This is a genomic window from Mumia flava (assembly GCF_002797495.1).
In the GTDB taxonomy this organism is placed as follows: domain Bacteria; phylum Actinomycetota; class Actinomycetes; order Propionibacteriales; family Nocardioidaceae; genus Mumia; species Mumia flava.
This window is the reverse complement of sequence record NZ_PGEZ01000002.1, coordinates 561263-578802: the sequence shown is the minus strand read 5'-3', so window position 1 is coordinate 578802 and position 17540 is coordinate 561263. Positions and strand designations below refer to the sequence as shown.

Below are 17540 nucleotides of genomic sequence, written 5' to 3'. Positions count from 1 at the left end.
CGACCAGCCGTGCGGCCCGTGCCGTACGAGAATCAGCAGGACGACCGGAGGGTGGTGAGCACCGTGCTGGACGAGCGCAAGCTCGCTGTCCTCCGCGCGATCGTGGAGGACTACGTCGCGACGCAGGAGCCGGTGGGTTCCCGCGCGCTGGTCGACCGGCACGGTCTGGGCGTATCGCCGGCGACCGTGCGCAACGACATGGCCGTGCTGGAGGAGGAGGGCTTCATCGCCCAGCCGCACACCAGCGCCGGGCGCATCCCGACCGACAAGGGATACCGGCTGTTCGTCGACCGGCTCGCGACCGTGCAGCGGCTCAGCGGCCCGGAGCGCCGGGCGATCGAGTCGTTCCTCGAGGGCGCCGTCGACGTCGACGACGTGGTCCAGCGGAGCGTGCGGCTGCTCGCGCAGCTGACCCATCAGGTGGCGCTCGTCCAGTACCCGACGCTCACCCGCTCGACCGTGCGGCACGTCGAGGTCGTCCCGCTCGACGGGACCCGCGTGCTCGTGGTGCTGATCACCAGCTCCGGCCGGGTCGACCAGCGGATCGTCGAGCTTCCCGAGGTCCTGGGGGAGGAGCTGCTCACCGACCTGCGTGCCCGGCTCCTCGGCGCCGCGCTCGGCCAGCGGCTCTCCGACGCCTCGACGTCGGTGGCCGACCTGATCGAGACCTTCCGCCCGTCCGAGCGGCCGCTGGTCACGGCGATCGTCACGACCTTGACGCGTGCGTTCTCCGACGAGCGCGCCGACGAGCGGGTCGCGGTCGGGGGCGCGGCCAACCTCGCGCGCTTCGGCACGGACTTCGAGACGTCGGTGAAGCCGGTGCTGGAGGCGCTGGAGGAGCACGTGGTGCTGCTGAAGCTGCTCGGCGAGGCGACGTCGCCGAGCACCCTGACCGTCCGCATCGGCGCGGAGGGTCCCTACGAGGAGCTCGCGACGACCTCGGTGGTCGCGACCACCTACGGCACGGAGATCGAGCCGCTCGCCACCCTCGGCGTGGTCGGCCCGACCCGGATGGACTACCCAGGCACGATGGCGGCGGTACGCGCGGTGGCGCGCTACGTCGGCCAGACCTTGAGCGACTGAGGCCCGCAGGGCACCGGACGAGACGACGACTAGGACACGATGAGCCAGGACTACTACGAGACCCTCGGGGTGAGCCGCCAGGCGACGCCGGAGGAGATCAAGAAGGCCTACCGCAAGCTGGCGCGCAGCCTGCACCCCGACGTCAATCCCGACCCGGACGCGCAGGAGCGCTTCAAGAGCGTGACGGTGGCCTACGAGGTGCTGTCCGACCCCGAGAAGCGTTCGCTGTACGACCGCGGCGGCGACCCGATGGGCCACGCCGGCGGTGGCGGGTTCGGCTCGGGGTTCACGTTCAGCGACATCATGGACGCGTTCTTCGGCGGACAGGGCACCCAGCGCGGTCCGCGCGGGCGTGCGCGGCGCGGCAACGACGCGTTGATCCGGATCTCCGTCGACCTCGCCGAGGCCGCGTTCGGGACGACCCGCGAGCTCAAGGTCGACACCGCCGTGGTCTGCGAGCGCTGCCACGGGCAGGGGTCGGCCGACGGCGCCGAGCCGGTCGCGTGCCACACGTGCCGCGGCAGCGGTGAGGTCCAGCACGTCCAGCGCTCGTTCCTCGGCGACATCCGCACGGCACGGCCGTGCCCCACCTGCGCGGGCTACGGCACGGTGATCACGAACCCGTGCGAGGAGTGCGGCGGTGACGGACGGGTCCGTTCGCGCCGGACCCTGACCATCAAGGTCCCGCACGGCGTCGACAGCGGCACCCGGATCCAGCTGGCGGGTGAGGGCGAGGTCGGACCCGGCGGCGGGCCGGCCGCCGACCTCTACGTCGAGGTCGAGGTCGAGCCGCACCAGGTCTTCACGCGGCGCAAGGACGATCTGCACTGCGACGTCCGGGTGCCGATGACGGCTGCGGCGCTCGGGACCCAGGTCGTGCTGCCGACCCTCGAGGCGGACACCGGCGTCGAGGGCGACGACGCCTCGCTCACGTTCGACATCGCGGCCGGCACCCAGTCGGGGGAGTCGATCACGCTGCGGGGCCGCGGTGTCCCGCACCTGCGCGGCGTGGGTCGCGGCGACCTGGTCGTGCGGGTGGTGGTCGAGACGCCGACGAAGCTCGACGAGGCGCAGCGCGACCTGCTGACCCAGCTCGCCCAGGCGCGCGGGGAGGAGCGGGTCGAGGCCGAGTTCGCGGCGCCGCACCGCGGCGTGTTCACGCGCCTGCGCGACGCGTTCCGCTGATCTCGGCCCGGTGCGTTCGTACGTACGCCCTCGTCACGTGGACGGCCGAGGTGCGGCGCCGGGAGCGGAGCGTCCGAATCGTGCTCGCGCAACGTCGGAGGCGCCGCCTACCATGGAGGGGTCCCGTCCGGTCGATGAAGGAGTTCTGCCCCCGAGGGGGCGCCGATGACTACGCCTGAGCCTCTCCAGCACACGGTCACGATCCCCGCGAGCATCCCGATGGTGGCCCTGCTCGGACCCGCCGACGAGTTCCTGCGGCTGATCGAGGCCTCCTTCGATGCCGACGTGCACGTGCGTGGCAACGAGATCGCGATCCGGGGGACCGCCGCCGAGTCGGCGCTGATCGAGCGGCTGCTCGGCGAGCTGGTCACGATGATCCGGACCGGCCAGGGCCTGACCCGCGAGACGATCGAGCGCAGCATCGCGATCCTGCGCACCGAGACCGAGGAGCGTCCGGCCGACGTCCTCAGCCTCAACATCCTGTCCAACCGTGGGCGCACGATCCGCCCGAAGACCCTGAACCAGAAGCGCTACGTCGACGCGATCGACAAGCACACGGTCGTCTTCGGGATCGGGCCGGCGGGCACCGGCAAGACCTACCTCGCGATGGCCAAGGCCGTGCAGGCGCTCCAGGCCAAGGAGGTCAACCGGATCATCCTGACGCGACCGGCGGTGGAGGCGGGCGAGAACCTCGGCTACCTTCCGGGCACCCTGAGCGAGAAGATCGACCCGTACCTGCGGCCGCTCTACGACGCGCTGCACGACATGCTCGACCCCGAGTCGATCCCGAAGCTCATGGCCGCGGGGACGATCGAGGTCGCACCGTTGGCCTACATGCGCGGCCGGACGCTCAACGACGCCTTCATCATCCTCGACGAGGCCCAGAACACCTCGCCCGAGCAGATGAAGATGTTCCTGACGCGCCTCGGCTTCGGCTCCAGGATGGTGGTCACGGGCGACGTCACGCAGATCGACCTGCCGACCGGCCAGCGCAGCGGGCTGCGGGTGGTCCAGGAGATCCTCAGCGGGGTGCGCGACGTCGCGTTCCCGCGTCTCACCGGGGCCGACGTCGTCCGGCACAAGCTGGTCGGGCGGATCGTCGCGGCCTACGACGAGTACGAGGGTGCGGCCGGTGAACGTCGACGTTCTCGATGAGTCGAGCTGGCGCGACGCCGACGGGGATCCGGTCGACGTCGACACGCTGACCAGGCTGGTCCGCTTCACGATGAGCCGGATGCGGCTCGCGCCCGGCACCGAGGTGACGATGATCGTCGTGGACCCCGACACCATGACGCAGTACAACGAGAAGTGGATGCACAAGGACGGGCCCACCGACGTGCTGTCCTTCCCGATCGACGAGCTGCGTCCCGGCAGCGACGACATCGAGGCCGAGGAGGGCTACCTCGGGGACATGCTGCTCTGCCCGGAGGTCGCAGCGAAGGACGCTGCGGCGGAGGGGCTGGAGCTCGGGTCCCACCTCGAGCTGCTGACCGTTCACGGGGTGCTGCACCTGCTGGGCTACGACCATGCCGAGCCGGACGAGCACCGTGAGATGTTCGGTCTGCAGGACCGGCTGCTCGCGCTGTGGCGTGACGGCGATCGGGAGGACGCATGAACGCCGACTGGTGGGCCCTGGGCACGGCGATCGCCCTCGTGCTGATGGCGGGGCTGCTGGCCAGCATCGACGCCGCGCTGTCGACGTTCTCGCGCGCTCGCGCCGACGAGCTGGCCGAGGAAGGACGCTCGGGCGCCGCGGCCCTCCGCCGGATCGTCCACGACCCCGCCCCCTTCATCAACACCGCCCTGCTGCTGCGGATCATCGCCGAGACGGCCGCCGTCGTGCTGGTCGCGGTCGTCGTCGTGCACGCCACCGACGACGGCTGGCTCCCGGTCCTGCTGACCGCGCTGGCGCTCTCGGCGGTGTCGTTCGTGGCGATCGGCGTGGGGCCGCGCACGCTCGGCCGGCAGAAGTCGGAGCGCGTCGCGCTGCTGTCCGCGGGCCCGCTCGCGCTCGTCACCCGGATCCTCGGCCCCGTTCCGCGGTTGCTGATCGTGATCGGCAACGCGCTGACGCCCGGCAAGGGCTTCCGCGAGGGACCGTTCTCCTCGGAGGCCGAGCTGCGCGAGATGGTGGACCTGGCCGAGCAGAGCGCCCTGATCGAGTCGGGGGAGCGCCAGATGATCCACTCGGTCTTCGAGCTCGGCGACACGGTCGTCCGCGAGGTGATGGTGCCGCGGACCGACGTGGTGTTCATCGAGCGGTCCAAGAAGCTGCGCCAGGCGATGTCGCTCGCGCTGCGGTCCGGCTACTCGCGGATCCCGGTGACCGGTGAGAGCCTGGACGACGTCGTCGGGATGGCCTACCTCAAGGACATCACCAAGCGCGTCTTCGACAGCCGCGAGGCCGAGACCACCGAACGGGTGGAGTCGGTGATGCGGGAGTGCACCTACGTCCCGGACTCCAAGCCCGCGGCCGACCTGCTCCGCGAGATGCAGGCGCAGCGCACCCATGTCGCGATCGTGATCGACGAGTACGGCGGCACGGCGGGGATGGTCACCATCGAGGACATCCTCGAGGAGATCGTCGGGGAGATCACCGACGAGTACGACGCGCCGCCGGACGACGTCGAGCACCTCTCGAACGGCTCGATCCGGATCAGCTCCCGCTACGACGTCGACGACCTGGGGGATCTGTTCGGGGTGCCGATCGACGACGACGACGTCGACTCCGTCGGTGGTCTCATGGCCAAGCACCTCGGCAAGGTGCCGATCGCCGGCAGCGAGATCGAGATGGAGGGTCTGCGTTTCGTGGCCGAGGGCCCGACGGGCCGCCGCAACCGGATCGGCACCGTCGTCGTCAGCCGCGTCACCGAGCAGACCGAGCGCGAGACGTCACTCGGCTCGGTCGCGTCCGGCTGAGGCGTCTATCGTGTCCGCCATGGCTGACCCGTCCGAGCCCCTCGCCGTCGACGACCCCGAGGACCGCAAGATCGTCACGCTCGCACGCGCGTCGCGTGCCCGCACCGGCGCGGCCGAGGGGGCCGCGGTCCGCGACTCCGACGGTCGCACGTACGCCGCCGCGACCGTCGCGCTCCCGTCGCTGCAGGTCTCGGCGCTGCGCCTGGCCGTCGCGATGGCGGTCAGCTCCGGAGCGAAGAGTCTCGAGGCCGCAGCAGTGAGCACGGGCTCGGACCGCGTCGACGCCGACGACCTCACGGCGGTCCGCGACCTCGCCGGCGACGGGATCGCTGTGCTGCGGGCCGACCCGCACGGCGCGGTCCACGAGGTCGCGCGGTCGTGACCGCCTTCCGGTCCGGATTCGCGTGCTTCGTCGGCCGCCCGAACGCCGGGAAGTCGACGCTGACGAATGCCCTGGTGGGGGAGAAGGTCGCGATCACCTCGTCGCGGCCGCAGACCACCCGTCACGTGATCCGCGGACTGGTCACGACGGCCGACGCACAGCTGATCCTCGTCGACACCCCTGGGCTGCACCGGCCGCGCACCCTGCTGGGTGAGCGGCTCAACGACCTCGTGCGCACCACGTGGGCGGAGGTCGACGCGATCGGAGTGTGCCTGCCGGCCGACCAGCGGATCGGTCCGGGGGACCGCTACATCGTCGGGCAGCTGGCGAAGGTCCGCCGTACGCCCATGGTGGCGATCGCCACCAAGTCCGACACCGTGTCGCCGGACCGCCTGCTCGAGCACCTCGCGGCCATCGGTGCGCTCGCCGACGAGCTCGGGGTGACGTGGCGCCACGTGGTGCCGGTCTCGGCCGTGTCCGGATACCAGGTCGAGCACCTCCGGGACCTGCTCGTCGCCGAGCTGCCCGAGGGGATGCCGCTGTACCCGGAGGGCCAGCTGACCGACGAGCCCGAGGAGACGCTGGTCGCCGAGGTGATCCGGGAGGCCGCGCTCGAAGGGGTGCGCGACGAGCTTCCGCACTCGATCGCGGTGGTCATCGAGGAGATGGTCGCTCGTGAGGATCGTCCCGAGGACCGGCCCCTGGTCGATGTGCGCGCCAACATCTTCGTCGAGCGGGAGAGCCAGAAGGGCATCGTGATCGGCCGCAAGGGTGCCCGGTTGCGCCAGATCGGCAGCGACTCACGGTCCCAGATCGAGCGGATCCTCGGGACCCCGGTCTATCTGGATCTGCACGTCAAGGTGGCCAAGGACTGGCAGCGCGACCCCAAGCAGCTGCGCCGCCTGGGCTTCTAGGCGTACGCGGCTCCCGCTGGTCGAGGCGCGAGCGCAGCGAGTGATCGAGACCCCCCGGGGGGCCTGGTGGTGCGGGTCTCGATCGAGGGTTCGTTCCTCACCCTCGCCTCGACCAACGGAAGGGCGTCAGTCCTTCGTCTTCGCGAAGCACGTGCCCCAGCGCTCGCCCTTGCCCCAGGAGTACTTGCTGGGGGAGACGTAGCCGTACTCGAACGCCTCGCGGGTGCCGAGCCACGACCGTACGGCGCCGCCGCACTTGTCGCGCATGGTGCCTTGGATGTCCTTGCGCCCGGGGAACTTCGCCTTGCCGGAGCCGAGCTTGATCGCGTCCACCGCACGCCACCGGTGCTTCTTCGTGCACAGCACCGTCCCTGCCGCCGTCCGGATGTCGCCGCGGACGCACGAACCGTACTTCTTCGCCTTCTTCGAGCCGTCCAGGGCGTTCTTGGTCTTCTTCGGGAGCGCGGTCAGGCGGTTGCCGGCGTCGAGCGTGACGTCGCAGCGCATCCACGACGCGCCGTCGGCGGACTGCGCCGCGCTGGGCACCCCGACGACGAACCCGAACTGCGAGGTCTTGAGCGCCGCGACGTTGACGCCGAGCCAGTCGGCCAGCGCCGGCTCGCAACGCTTGCGCGCCGTGCGCAGGATCTCGGAGGTGTCGTAGTCGGTCACGGCCGCGCGCACCTGCTTGGGCATCGGGCGGACCAGGTAGGTCTGCGCGGTCGCGCCCTTGCACGCGACGGCCGCGGTGTCGTCGTCGGACACCTGGAGCGCCACGTCGGTGGGTTGCGGCTTGTGGCACTCACCGACCGAAGGGCGGGGTGCGGCGGCCTGCTCGGGTGTGGCCGACTCGGTCGGCTCCGATCCCTCGGTCGGTGGGAGGGTCCGGACCGGCGGAGTGCTGGCCGACGGGTCGCTGGTCGGGTCGGCCGAGTCCACGGTGTCGCCGGCCGATCCGCACGCTGACAGCAGCAGGGCGCCGGCGGCGGCCATGGCAGCGAGCACGCGTCGGCGCGGGCGGGTCGGGTCCTGGACGGGGTCCGGCACGGGGCTCCTCCGGGGGTCGGCGGTTCGACGCGTGCCAGTGTACGGGTGACCCTATTGGTCGGTCCGGGTCCAGCACAGCCCGAACCGCTCCCCGGCCGCCCACGCAGCACGCGTCGGTGGACGCCAGCCGACGGCGATGTCGCCGGTCTCGTTGCCGGTCCAGGCGCGGGCGGGGTCCTCGCACCGCTCCAGGACGTCGCCGCGGACCTCCGACCGCCCCGGGTACGGGTCGTCGCCGCTGCCGAGCCGCTGCGCGTCGATCGCCCGCCACGTGTGGTCGAGATCACAGATCCGCTGGCCACGGCCTTCGTTCAGGCCCGATTCCCCCGTCTTCGCGCAGGCTCCCCAGCGGTCGAGCGCCTCGTCGTCGCTCAGCATCCCGGCCGATCGGCGCGGCAGCCGCGCGAGGGTGTCGGCGGTGCGCTTGACCACCACGTCGCACCGCAGCCACCGGGCTCCCGCGGCGAGATCCTCGTCGGACGGGACGTAGAAGGTCGACTCGACCCGGGAGAGAGCGAGCCGCTCGGTCGTCGCACCGACGTGCCGCCGGAGCTGCCGGCGACAGGTGTCGCGCGCCTCCGAGACCACGGCGGCCGGTGGCGCCGTGGCGCTGAGCCGGCCGACGTGGAACGTCTGCGCGTTGTGGCGCTGCCCGCACGCGACGCCGGCCGCGTCGTTCTGGGCCTCCTGGGTCTCGGCGAACGTGACCCGGTAGCACGCGGCGTCCGCCGGGGGCGGGGCGACGGTGGGGGTCGCGGAGGCCGTGGCTTGCTCGGACGCAGTGCCGCCGTCGTCCGGGTCCGCCTCCTCGGACGTCGCGTCCGCGGAGGTCTCTGCGCCCGGCTCGTCGTCCGACCCGGTGCAGGCGCCGAGGGCGAGCAGCGCGAGCGTCGCCGTCGCCGCGAACGCCCCACGGACCGCGCGGTGCTGCCGGTGATGCCTCATGCCAGCCAGCGTAGGAGCGCGGCCCAGCCCCGCACGTCGGCGGGCGCCCCGCACGTCGGCGGGCGCCACGACGTCGGCGGGCTCAGTCCATCAGCGTCGCGGCCAGCGTCGCCCCGAGCTCGTACGCCGCGGCGCGCTGCTCCTCGCCGACGGCGCCCAGGACCGACAGGACCTCGGCGCTCTGCCGCCAGCCGAGGGCGCCGACGATCGACTCGACCGAGCGGACCGCGCCGGTGGTGTCGTAGCGGCCGTGCACCCACAGGCCGAACGGCTTCTTCGGCGTCTCCGCGGTGCCGGCGGAGCCGTCGTCGGCCAGCTGACCGCCGGCCTGGAGGAAGATCGTGTCGAAGAAGTGCTTGAGGGCACCACTCATGTAGCCGAAGTTCGCGGTCGTCCCGAGCAGGTAGCCGTCCGCGCCGAGCACATCGGAGGCGTCCGCCTCGAGCGCGGGCCGGACGACGACGTCGACGCCGCTGACGTCGGGGTGCCGTGCGCCGTCGACGGCAGCCTCCGCGAGCTCCCGTACGGCCGGGGTCGGTGCGTGGTGGACGACCAGCAAGGTGCTCATGGGCCCGAGGCTAACGGCCCGCCCTCGCGCGTACCGGCGAGCGTGGGCTATCGTGGATGCGCCATGGATCGCGTGCGCCTCCTCCTTCGGTGCCGCGGCGAGGGTTCGCTCTAGGTCGGACCCCCTCGTCGCGGAGTTTGTCCTGGCCGGCCGCCAGCCGCACCACAGCGGCGCGCCACTCCGAGTGAGACGAGGATTCTCATGGCCATCTCTCCCCAGCAGCCCAGCGGCATGCCGCACCAGCGCTACCGCGCGTTCGAGCCGATCGACATCCCGGACCGTACCTGGCCCACCAGGACGGTGACGGAGGCCCCGCGCTGGTTGTCGACCGATCTCCGCGACGGGAACCAGGCGCTGATCGACCCAATGACGCCCGCACGCAAGCGCCGGATGTTCGACACGCTCGTACGGATGGGCTACAAGGAGATCGAGGTCGGGTTCCCGAGCGCGAGCGAGACCGACTTCGCGTTCGTGCGGCACCTGATCGAGGACGACCTGATTCCCGACGACGTGACGATCTCGGTTCTCACCCAGGCCCGCGAGGATCTGATCGAGCGCACCGCGCAGTCGCTGGTCGGTGCGGACCGGGCCAACATCCACCTCTACAACGCAGTCGCTCCGCTGTTCCGCCGGGTCGTCTTCGGCGTCGACCGGGCCGAGTGCCGCACCATCGCGGTCCGCGGGACCGAGATGGTGATGAAGTTCGCCGAGCAGCACCTCCCCGGCACCGACTTCGGCTACCAGTACTCGCCGGAGATCTTCACCGGCGCCGAGCTCGACTTCTCCGTCGACGTCTGCGAGGCGGTGATGGACGTGTGGCAGCCGGGACCCGATCGCGAGATCATCCTCAACCTGCCGGCGACCGTCGAGATGGCGACGCCGAACGTCTACGCCGACCAGATCGAGTGGTTCTCCCGCGCGATCACCCGCCGCGAGCACGTCGCGATCTCGCTGCACCCGCACAACGACCGCGGCACCGCGGTGGCCGCGACCGAGCTGGCGATGATGGCCGGCGCCGACCGGGTCGAGGGGTGCTTGTTCGGGCACGGGGAGCGCACCGGCAACGTCGACCTGGTGACGCTGGGCATGAACCTGTTCAGCCAGGGGATCGACCCGCAGATCGACTTCTCCGACATCGACGAGATCCGCCGGACCGTGGAGTACTGCACGAACCTGCCGGTCCATCCGCGTCACCCGTACGCCGGGGACCTGGTCTACACGGCGTTCTCCGGCTCGCACCAGGACGCGATCAAGAAGGGCCTGGAGGACCTCGACCGCCGCGCCGCCGAGCAGGGCATCGACGTCTCCGCGATCGACTGGGAGGCTCCGTACCTGCCGATCGACCCGCACGACGTGGGCCGCTCGTACGAGGCCGTGATCCGCGTGAACAGCCAGTCCGGCAAGGGCGGCGTCGCGTACATCATGAAGTCCGAGCACCAGATGGACCTGCCGCGCCGGCTCCAGATCGAGTTCAGCCGTGTCGTCCAGACGATGACCGAGGGCGAGGCGGGGGAGCTGTCTCCGGAGCAGATCTGGGCGGCCTTCTCCGCGGAGTACCTCGAGCGGACCACGCCGTACGCGCTGGAGGCGTTCCGGTCCTCGACGCTGCACGACGGGCTCGACGAGCTCGTCGTCGACGTCCGGGTCGACGACCAGGTGCACTCGCTCAAGGGTGAGGGCAACGGTCCGGTGGCGGCGTTCGTGGATGCGATCCGCTCGGTCAACGGCGACATCCGCGTCCTCGACTACGCCGAGCACGCGCTGTCGGCCGGCGGCGACGCGGTCGCCGCGGCGTACGTCGAGTGCGAGCTCGGCGACCGGATCGTCTGGGGCGTCGGGGTGGACGCGAACATCGTGACCGCCTCGCTCAAGGCCGTCGTCTCCGCCGCGAACCGCGCGTCCGCGTCGCGCTGACGACCACCCCGCCGTACCCGGGCCGGGACGGGGTCCTGCCGGCGTCGTGCAGACAGAACGCTGACAGAACGCAGCGTCGTTACGTTCGGCTCGCCGTGGCAGAGGTCTGCCACACAGGCGAGAGGGGACGTCATGGCTGTGCGGGCACGAGGACCTCGTGGACGGTTCGTCAGGTTGGTGGTGGGGGCCGCGATGGCGGCTGCGGCCCTCGTCGGGGTGTCCCCGCCACCGGCGTCGGCGGCGCCGTCCGAGAACTGCGTCGGTGACTTCGAGTGCATCGATCTGGTGAACGGCAAGGGTGAGGTCTTGCTCGGCGACTATCCCGTGGATCTGGTCCCGGTGCGCAGTGAGCCCAGTCGCGCCGGGGATCAGCCGTGGGAGGGGACGTTCCAGCTCAGGCTTCGCGAAGAGTCCGGCGAGACCTACTGCATGAGCGTCGATCCGGTCAACTTCATCCGGTCGTGCGAGGCGAACGACATCACGCAGGCGTTCGCCTTCGAGCCGGTGTCGGGGAACGCGTGGACAGGAACTGACGTCATCGACACGGAGTCGTGGTCACCGTGGACGTCGAACGCCGGGTCTGCGTACTTCCACCTTCGTCCGGCGGTGGGGCCTGAGAGCTGCGTCTTCCTCTCCACCGGCATCCTCGCCATCGGCGTTGACTGCGGTGATGCTCCTGAGCTGAAGCTGCGGTTCGAGGGGCTCGAGCGGGCCGAGGTCACGGCACGGGTGATCGGATCCGCGATGGAGTTCGCGCTCGACCGTTGCCGCGGGAACACGGCTCTCTGCGCGACCCAGCTCCGCGACCGCACGAACGGGACCGTTCTCTCGGACTGGGACCGCATCGACCAGGTCACCATCGACGCTCGGCCGAACCCGGTGGTCCGAGCAGCCGGCTGCGCCAGCGGCGGGGGTCCGCAGTCGATCTACAACGGCGGGACCGAGCCCATGTCGACGACGATCGGGGCCAGTGCCACCAACGAGTACAGCCACTCGGTCAGCACGAGCCTCTCGGTCGAGAACAGCTTCAGCTTCGGGAAGGACTCGGCCTTCTTCAAGTACGAGCTGAAGGTCACCGCGACCGCGTCCTACGGCCGAACCTGGACCGAGAGCAAGACGGTCGAGCAGGACGTGCAGTGGACGATCCCCCCGCGGCGGTTCGCCACCGCCACCCTCTCGACCGCCGCGATCCAAGGATCCGGGTCCTGGCGGTTCAACCTGGGCTCGTCCCATCCCTGGGAGACGCGCGACGTCGTCGATCTGGCGATCCCGTACGCGTTCAGCTCGGCGGCCTCCGCGCCCGACACGACGCTGGCGGTGCAGAACAGCTGGGGGCAGAAGGCGTGCGACGCGGACCCGTCGGCGGTGCTCGGCGACGGCAAGCAGGTCTCGGTGACGAACACGACGGCGCCGACGGGCGGACCGATCCCCGGTGACGTCCTCACCGCGAACGCGGATCCGTCGTGGTGGGAGGAGCCTCGGTCGGCGGGGACGCCGGCACCAGGCGTGAACCTGATCTACCAGTGGTACCGCCAGCGGGGCAGTGAGGCGCCGACCGCGATCCCCGGTGCGACGAAGAAGAACTACACCGTGACCGGCGACGACATCACCGACGACGAGATCCTCGAGTGGGTCGGCCCGTACCACCTGTACGTCGGGGTGACCGACGTGGCGACCGCGAACCGGTTCGACAGCCTCGAGTCGTTCGCCGTCGCGACCGACGCGACCCGGACCGAGCGCAGACCGGTCAGCACAGGACCGAAGCCGACGACGCTGCGGATCACGGTCGAGAACCCCGGCGCGGCAGCGACCGAGGACACCGAGATCGCCGTCGAGGCGACCACCGACAGCGCGTCCACGATCCCGACGGGGACGGTGACGATCTACGACGTCAACGGGCCGCTCACCGACGCCACGCTGGGTGCCGACGGCACGGGGAGGGCGTGGGTCCGCCTGGCCCCCGGGATGCACGAGCTGGCGGGAACGTACCTGGGTGACGGCAGCGCGGGCGCCGCGGTCAGCACGCGGGTGCGCACGACCGTGCGGCGGGCGGAGACCGAGACGACGCTTCAGCTGCCGGGCCGCGTGCGGGCGTTGGCGCCGACCACGGCACGGGTGACGGTCGAGGGCGAGGGCGGCACGCCGACAGGGAACGTACGGCTGTACGACGGAGGGACGCCGCTCGGGGCAGCCGTTCCGCTCGACGGCGACGGGACCGCGCGGATCGATCTCAGCGGCTTCGACGAGGTCGGCGCCCGTGACCTGTCGGCGAGCTACGCCGGCAGCAGCCTGTACGCGACCTCGACCAGCGAGGGGCGGACGATCGAGGTCACCGAGGTCCCGACCTCGACCACGCTCGGGGTCGACGGGGCCGCGTCGGCGGGCGGTGCACTGCGGCTGACCGCTCGGGTCGCCGCTGGGGCTGCGCCGACACCGACGGGTGCGGTGCAGTTCACCGACCGTGGGCGTCCGCTCGGCGAGCCGGTCGCGCTCCGCAACGGCTCGGCATCCCTGCGGATCGACGACCTCGTTGCCGGTGCCCGGCACGTGCTCCGCGCGTCGTACGAGCCGGACGCGCCGTACGGCGCCTCGATCAGCCGGGAGCGGGACGTCAGCGTCGCGTCGTCGGCGACCTCGTTGCGTCTGTCGAGCTCGAACGTCGTGATCGCCCGTGGTGACCGGGTCGCCCTGCGTGCGAAGGCCCGTACGGGCGGGTCCGAGCCCGCAGGGACCGTGCGCTTCTACGCCGACGGCCGCGCGCTGGGGGCCCGGACCGTCGACGGGGACGGCGTCGCCGTCCTGCGGACCGCGACGCTGCCGACGGGCAAGCTGCGCCTGTCCGCCCGGTTCACGCCGTCGGCGGGATCCGGGCTGGCGAGCGCGACGGCGCCGACGGTCGTCCAGGACGTCCGTCGGTACCGCAGCGCGGTGAAGGCCGTCGTCGCCGACACCGGGCTCAAGCGCCGCGAGCGGCTGGTGGTGACCGGGTCGGTCGCGATCGCGGGCCGCCCCGGGGCTGCCCTGACAGCCCGGCGGGTGTGGCTGCTCGTCGACGGCGAACGGGTCGCGTCCGGGCGCCTCGGGCGAGACCGGACGTACGTCCTGCGGCTCGCGGCGAAGAAGCTGTCGAAGGGCCGGCACCTGGTGCGCGTGGCGTACGTCGGGTCGCCGAGGCCGTCCGTGGCGCCGGGAGCCTCGCGCGTGACGGTCGTCCGCCGGCGCTGAGGTGTGGGTTGCACCGCGCTGACTTCCGTTCGTCCATCCCGTCAGCGCGGTGCAGTTCATGCAACAGATCCACAGCGAAACGGCAACCACGGTACGTTTCCGCAGGCATTGACCGGCTGCGGAAGGGCGGACCATGACGTACGGGGGACGGCGTGAGGGCGCCGGGCATCTCAAGCGACGACTGATCACACTGCTGGCGGGAGTCGGTGTCTCCGCGGGGATGCTGGCGACGGCGGCTCCACCGGCCTCGGCCGCGCCGCCCGAGAACTGCGTGGGGGCGATCGAGTGCCTCTACCTGGTCTCGGCCACCGACGGCAGCGATCTCGTCGGCGGCACGCCGCTCGACATCGTCATCCTCGATACCGAGCCGAGCGGCACGGGCGCCACCCAGGCCTGGGAAGGCAGCGTCCAGATCCAGGACCGCTCGGGCGCCACGCCGCAGTGTCTGCGGACGGCGATCGCGGTCACCTCCTGGGCCGACTGCGACAACTCGATCGCCCAGCGCTGGGCCTTCGAGCCGGCGTCCGGCCAGCCGGACGTCGACGGCCACGACGTCATCGACACCGACGCGTGGAACCCCTGGACCTCGGGCGCCGGCAGCGAGTTCTTCTATGTCCGGCCGGTCCTGCTGGGGGTCGGGGTCGCGGGCGACGCCTGCCTCGAGCTCGGCGCCGACGCCGTCGACGTCGCCACGGTGGCATGCGATGCCGAGGAGGTGGCCCAGCAGTTCCGGTTCGGCGCCTACGACGGCGACCCCGACCGGGCGCAGAAGACGCAGGCGCAGAAGGCCGAGGTCACCTCGGTCGTCCTCGGGTCCGCGTTCGACCAGGCGCTCGCACGGTGTGCGATCGACAAGAACACGTGCGCGACGCGACTCACCGACGACACCAGCGGCGACGTGCTGTCGGACTGGGACCGGATCGACGCGCTGACGATCGATGCGCGGCCGACCCCGGTCGTCAGCGCCGCGGGCTGCGCGGCGGCCTCGGGACCGAAGACCATCTACAACGGCGGCACGGAGCCGATGTCGACCACGATCGGCGCGAGCGCGACGAACGAGTACAGCTACTCCTTCACCCTCGGGCTGAGCGCGGCGCTCGCGTTCACCTACAAGAAGCCCTTCTTGGAGGCCCAGCTCACGATCACCGCGTCGGCCGAGTACGGCCGGACCTGGACCGAGAGCTCCACGGTCTCGCGCGACGTCGCATGGACGATCCCACCGCGCCGCTACGCCACAGCCGCGCTGACCACGACCGCGGTGCGGGCCACCGGGTCGTGGCGGCTGGGTGAGAGCTCCTTCCACCCGTGGGAGACGCGCGACGCCGTCGAGCTCTCCATCCCCTACTCGACGGAGTCGGCGGCCGGGGTCCCCGACTCGGTGCTGGGGGTGTTCAACAGCTGGGCTCCGAAGGGGTGCGCCGCGGACGCACCGGCGGTGCTCGCCTCCGGTGAGCAGCTGTCGGTCTCGAACACCACGGCGCCGACGGGCGCGCCGATCCCAGGCGACGTGCTGGAGGCGTCGGCCGACGAGGCCTGGTGGGTGGTGCCGAACGGCGACGGCAGCGGGTACGTCCCGGCTCCCGGCGTCAACCTGAAGTACCAGTGGTACCGCCAGCGCGGCGACGAGGAGCCGGTGGCCATCCCCGGCGCGTACGGCCCGACCTACACCGTCACCGGCGACGACGTCACCGACGACGAGATCCTCGAGCGGTTCGGCCCGTACCACCTCTACATCGGGGTCACCGATGTCGCGAGCTCCAGCCGCTTCGACAGCCTCGAGTACGTCTCCGTCGCCACCGATGCCGTCCGTGCCGGGCGGACGCCGGACAGCACCGGCCCGAAGGCCTCGGCTCTGACCCTGTCCGTCGCGAACCCGGGCGCGACCGCGACGCAGGACACCGAGATCCTGGTCGTGGCCACGGCCGACGGGGCCACACCGACGGGGACGGTGACGATCCGGGACGGCGGGGTCCCGCTCACCACCGTGACGCTGGGCTCCGACGGCACGGCACGGACCTGGGTCCGCCTCGCTCCGGGTGTCCACGACCTCGACGCCACGTACCTCGGCGACAGCACCGTCGGCGCGGCCGTCAGCTCCCTGGCCCGGACGACGATCACCCGCGCTCCGACGACCACCGCGCTGCAGCTGCCGAGCGAGGTGCGGGCGCTCGCGCCGACCGCGGCCCGGGTCACGGTCAGCGGCGCCGGCGGTGACCCGAGCGGCACGGTCCAGCTGTACGACGGGGGCCGCGCGCTGGGCGACCCGGTCACGCTGGGGTCCGACGGGACCGCCGAGGTCGACCTGCCGGGGTTCGAGGCGGTCGGGTCGCACGACCTGTCGGCCTCGTACGCGGGTGATGCGACCTACGCCCCGTCGGCGAGCGCGGAGCGCACGGTCGAGGTCGGGGTCGCGCCGACGACGACCCGACTCGCGGTCGACGGGTCGCCGACCCCCGGCGGTGCGCTGGACCTCAGGGCGACGGTGAGCCTGGGCGGCACCGTCCCGGCCGGCACGGTCCCGACCGGCACCGTGCAGTTCACCGATGGCGATGAGCCGGTCGGGGCGCCGGTCATGCTCGACGGCGGGGAGGCGACCACGTCGATCCGCGGTCTGACCGCCGGGTCGCGGATGAGGCTGCGAGCGACCTACGTGGCCGACGAGCCCTTCGCCGGGTCCGAGAGCCTCGCCCGGTCGGTCGTCGTGGAGAACGTGCCGTCGTCGGTCGCACTGTCGACGTCGAAGGCGCTGATCGCGCGAGGTGACCGGATCGTGCTGCGCTCGCGGGTCAGGGCCCGCGGGGTCGACCCGCGGGGGACCGTGCGGTTCTTCGCCGACGGGCGCTCCCTCGGGGTCAGACGAGTCGACTCCGCAGGCATCGCGCGGCTCCGGACGTCCGACCTGCCGGCCGGGACGGTGCGCCTGTCGGCGGAGTTCGCCCCGGCGCTCGGCAACGGGACGAAGGGCTCCGCCTCGCCCGCGGTGCGGCAGGTCGTGCGTCGCTTCCACGCGAAGGTGAAGGCATCGGTGGCCGATGACCGGATCCGTCGCCGTGACCGGCTCGTGGTGAAGGGCTCGGTCGTCGTGGCGGAGCGTCAGCGCAAGCGGCTGACCGCGCGGCGCGTCTGGCTGACCGTCGACGGCGACCGGATCAAGAAGGGCCGGGTGCGTGCGAACGGCTCGTTCACGATCCGGGTGTCGGGGCGGGAGCTGTCGAAGGGCCGGCACGTGGTCCGGGTGACCTACGTCGGCTCGGCGCGGCCGTCGGTGGCGCCGGGGACCTCGCGGACGGTGGTGGTCCGTCGGCGGTGAGCAGGGCGACCGTCCGGACGTACGATTCGCACCCCTCGCGCGCACGAG

13 protein-coding genes are annotated in these 17540 nt (G+C 71.8%); 10 read left to right on the top strand and 3 right to left on the bottom strand.

What is annotated here, in order from left to right:
• Positions 1 to 63 precede the first annotated feature (63 nt).
• The 7 genes from hrcA (at position 64) to era (ending at position 6483) form a co-directional block, all read left to right on the top strand.
• The gene (hrcA, locus tag CLV56_RS16840; RefSeq protein WP_039359742.1) at positions 64 to 1083 is read left to right on the top strand and encodes a heat-inducible transcriptional repressor HrcA; all 1020 of its coding nucleotides are present in this window, start codon (positions 64 to 66) and stop codon (positions 1081 to 1083) included.
• 39 nt (positions 1084 to 1122) lie between these two features.
• Entirely contained in the window at positions 1123 to 2268 is a 1146-nt protein-coding gene (dnaJ, locus tag CLV56_RS16835) for a molecular chaperone DnaJ (protein WP_039359536.1), read from the top strand.
• Positions 2269 to 2433: 165 nt separating this feature from the next.
• Positions 2434 to 3423 (top strand): PhoH family protein, encoded by a 990-nt coding sequence (locus CLV56_RS16830; protein ID WP_039359533.1) that lies wholly within the window; start codon positions 2434 to 2436, stop codon positions 3421 to 3423.
• Complete coding sequence (gene ybeY / locus CLV56_RS16825) at positions 3401 to 3883, top strand: rRNA maturation RNase YbeY (protein WP_039359740.1); 483 nt, start codon at positions 3401 to 3403, stop codon at positions 3881 to 3883. The genes CLV56_RS16830 and ybeY overlap by 23 nt, the downstream gene beginning before the upstream one ends.
• On the top strand, positions 3880 to 5187 hold the full coding sequence (locus tag CLV56_RS16820) for a hemolysin family protein (RefSeq protein WP_039359530.1): 1308 nt from the start codon (positions 3880 to 3882) through the stop codon (positions 5185 to 5187). Before ybeY ends, CLV56_RS16820 begins: the two co-directional genes overlap by 4 nt.
• A 19-nt stretch (positions 5188 to 5206) precedes the next feature.
• Positions 5207 to 5569, top strand: a complete 363-nt coding sequence (locus CLV56_RS16815; RefSeq protein WP_039359527.1) for a cytidine deaminase — start codon at positions 5207 to 5209, stop codon at positions 5567 to 5569.
• Positions 5566 to 6483, top strand: coding sequence for a GTPase Era (gene era, locus CLV56_RS16810; protein ID WP_039359524.1), 918 nt, complete (start codon positions 5566 to 5568; stop codon positions 6481 to 6483). Before CLV56_RS16815 ends, era begins: the two co-directional genes overlap by 4 nt.
• Positions 6484 to 6609: 126 nt before the next feature.
• Here the strand turns inward: era and CLV56_RS16805 are convergent, their stop codons facing one another.
• The 3 genes from CLV56_RS16805 to CLV56_RS16795 all read right to left on the bottom strand — a co-directional run bounded on the left by CLV56_RS16805 (position 6610) and on the right by CLV56_RS16795 (position 9043).
• Positions 6610 to 7530 (bottom strand): septum formation family protein, encoded by a 921-nt coding sequence (locus CLV56_RS16805; protein ID WP_100415319.1) that lies wholly within the window; start codon positions 7528 to 7530, stop codon positions 6610 to 6612.
• A gap of 51 nt (positions 7531 to 7581) precedes the next feature.
• Entirely contained in the window at positions 7582 to 8475 is an 894-nt protein-coding gene (locus CLV56_RS16800) for a septum formation family protein (RefSeq protein ID WP_039359518.1), read from the bottom strand.
• Positions 8476 to 8557: 82 nt separating this feature from the next.
• Positions 8558 to 9043 carry a flavodoxin family protein gene (locus CLV56_RS16795; RefSeq protein ID WP_039359515.1) on the bottom strand — a complete coding sequence of 162 codons (486 nt, stop codon included), beginning with the start codon at positions 9041 to 9043 and terminating at the stop codon, positions 8558 to 8560.
• A gap of 201 nt (positions 9044 to 9244) precedes the next feature.
• Between CLV56_RS16795 and leuA the strand changes: the two genes are divergently transcribed.
• From leuA to CLV56_RS16780, 3 genes are all read left to right on the top strand, one after another.
• The gene (gene leuA / locus CLV56_RS16790; protein ID WP_039359512.1) at positions 9245 to 10957 is read left to right on the top strand and encodes a 2-isopropylmalate synthase; all 1713 of its coding nucleotides are present in this window, start codon (positions 9245 to 9247) and stop codon (positions 10955 to 10957) included.
• A 132-nt stretch (positions 10958 to 11089) separates the two neighbouring features.
• Positions 11090 to 14182: an Ig-like domain repeat protein gene (locus tag CLV56_RS16785; RefSeq protein WP_157805203.1), complete on the top strand. Its 3093-nt coding sequence runs from the start codon at positions 11090 to 11092 to the stop codon at positions 14180 to 14182.
• Between the two features lie 133 nt (positions 14183 to 14315).
• Positions 14316 to 17492, top strand: coding sequence for an Ig-like domain repeat protein (locus CLV56_RS16780; RefSeq protein WP_100415318.1), 3177 nt, complete (start codon positions 14316 to 14318; stop codon positions 17490 to 17492).
• Positions 17493 to 17540: the final 48 nt, after the last annotated feature.

Bases quoted from the DNA above. Each gene is read 5' to 3' on its own strand.
- dnaJ (WP_039359536.1), top strand. From the start codon at position 1,123: ATGAGCCAGGACTACTACGAGACCCTCGGGGTGAGCCGCCAGGCGACG.
- CLV56_RS16785 (WP_157805203.1), top strand. From the start codon at position 11,090: ATGGCTGTGCGGGCACGAGGACCTCGTGGACGGTTCGTCAGGTTGGTG.
- CLV56_RS16820 (WP_039359530.1), top strand. From the start codon at position 3,880: ATGAACGCCGACTGGTGGGCCCTGGGCACGGCGATCGCCCTCGTGCTG.
- CLV56_RS16830 (WP_039359533.1), top strand. From the start codon at position 2,434: ATGACTACGCCTGAGCCTCTCCAGCACACGGTCACGATCCCCGCGAGC.
- CLV56_RS16815 (WP_039359527.1), top strand. From the start codon at position 5,207: ATGGCTGACCCGTCCGAGCCCCTCGCCGTCGACGACCCCGAGGACCGC.
- CLV56_RS16800 (WP_039359518.1), bottom strand. From the start codon at position 8,475: ATGAGGCATCACCGGCAGCACCGCGCGGTCCGTGGGGCGTTCGCGGCG.
- CLV56_RS16780 (WP_100415318.1), top strand. From the start codon at position 14,316: ATGACGTACGGGGGACGGCGTGAGGGCGCCGGGCATCTCAAGCGACGA.
- CLV56_RS16795 (WP_039359515.1), bottom strand. From the start codon at position 9,043: ATGAGCACCTTGCTGGTCGTCCACCACGCACCGACCCCGGCCGTACGG.
- leuA (WP_039359512.1), top strand. From the start codon at position 9,245: ATGGCCATCTCTCCCCAGCAGCCCAGCGGCATGCCGCACCAGCGCTAC.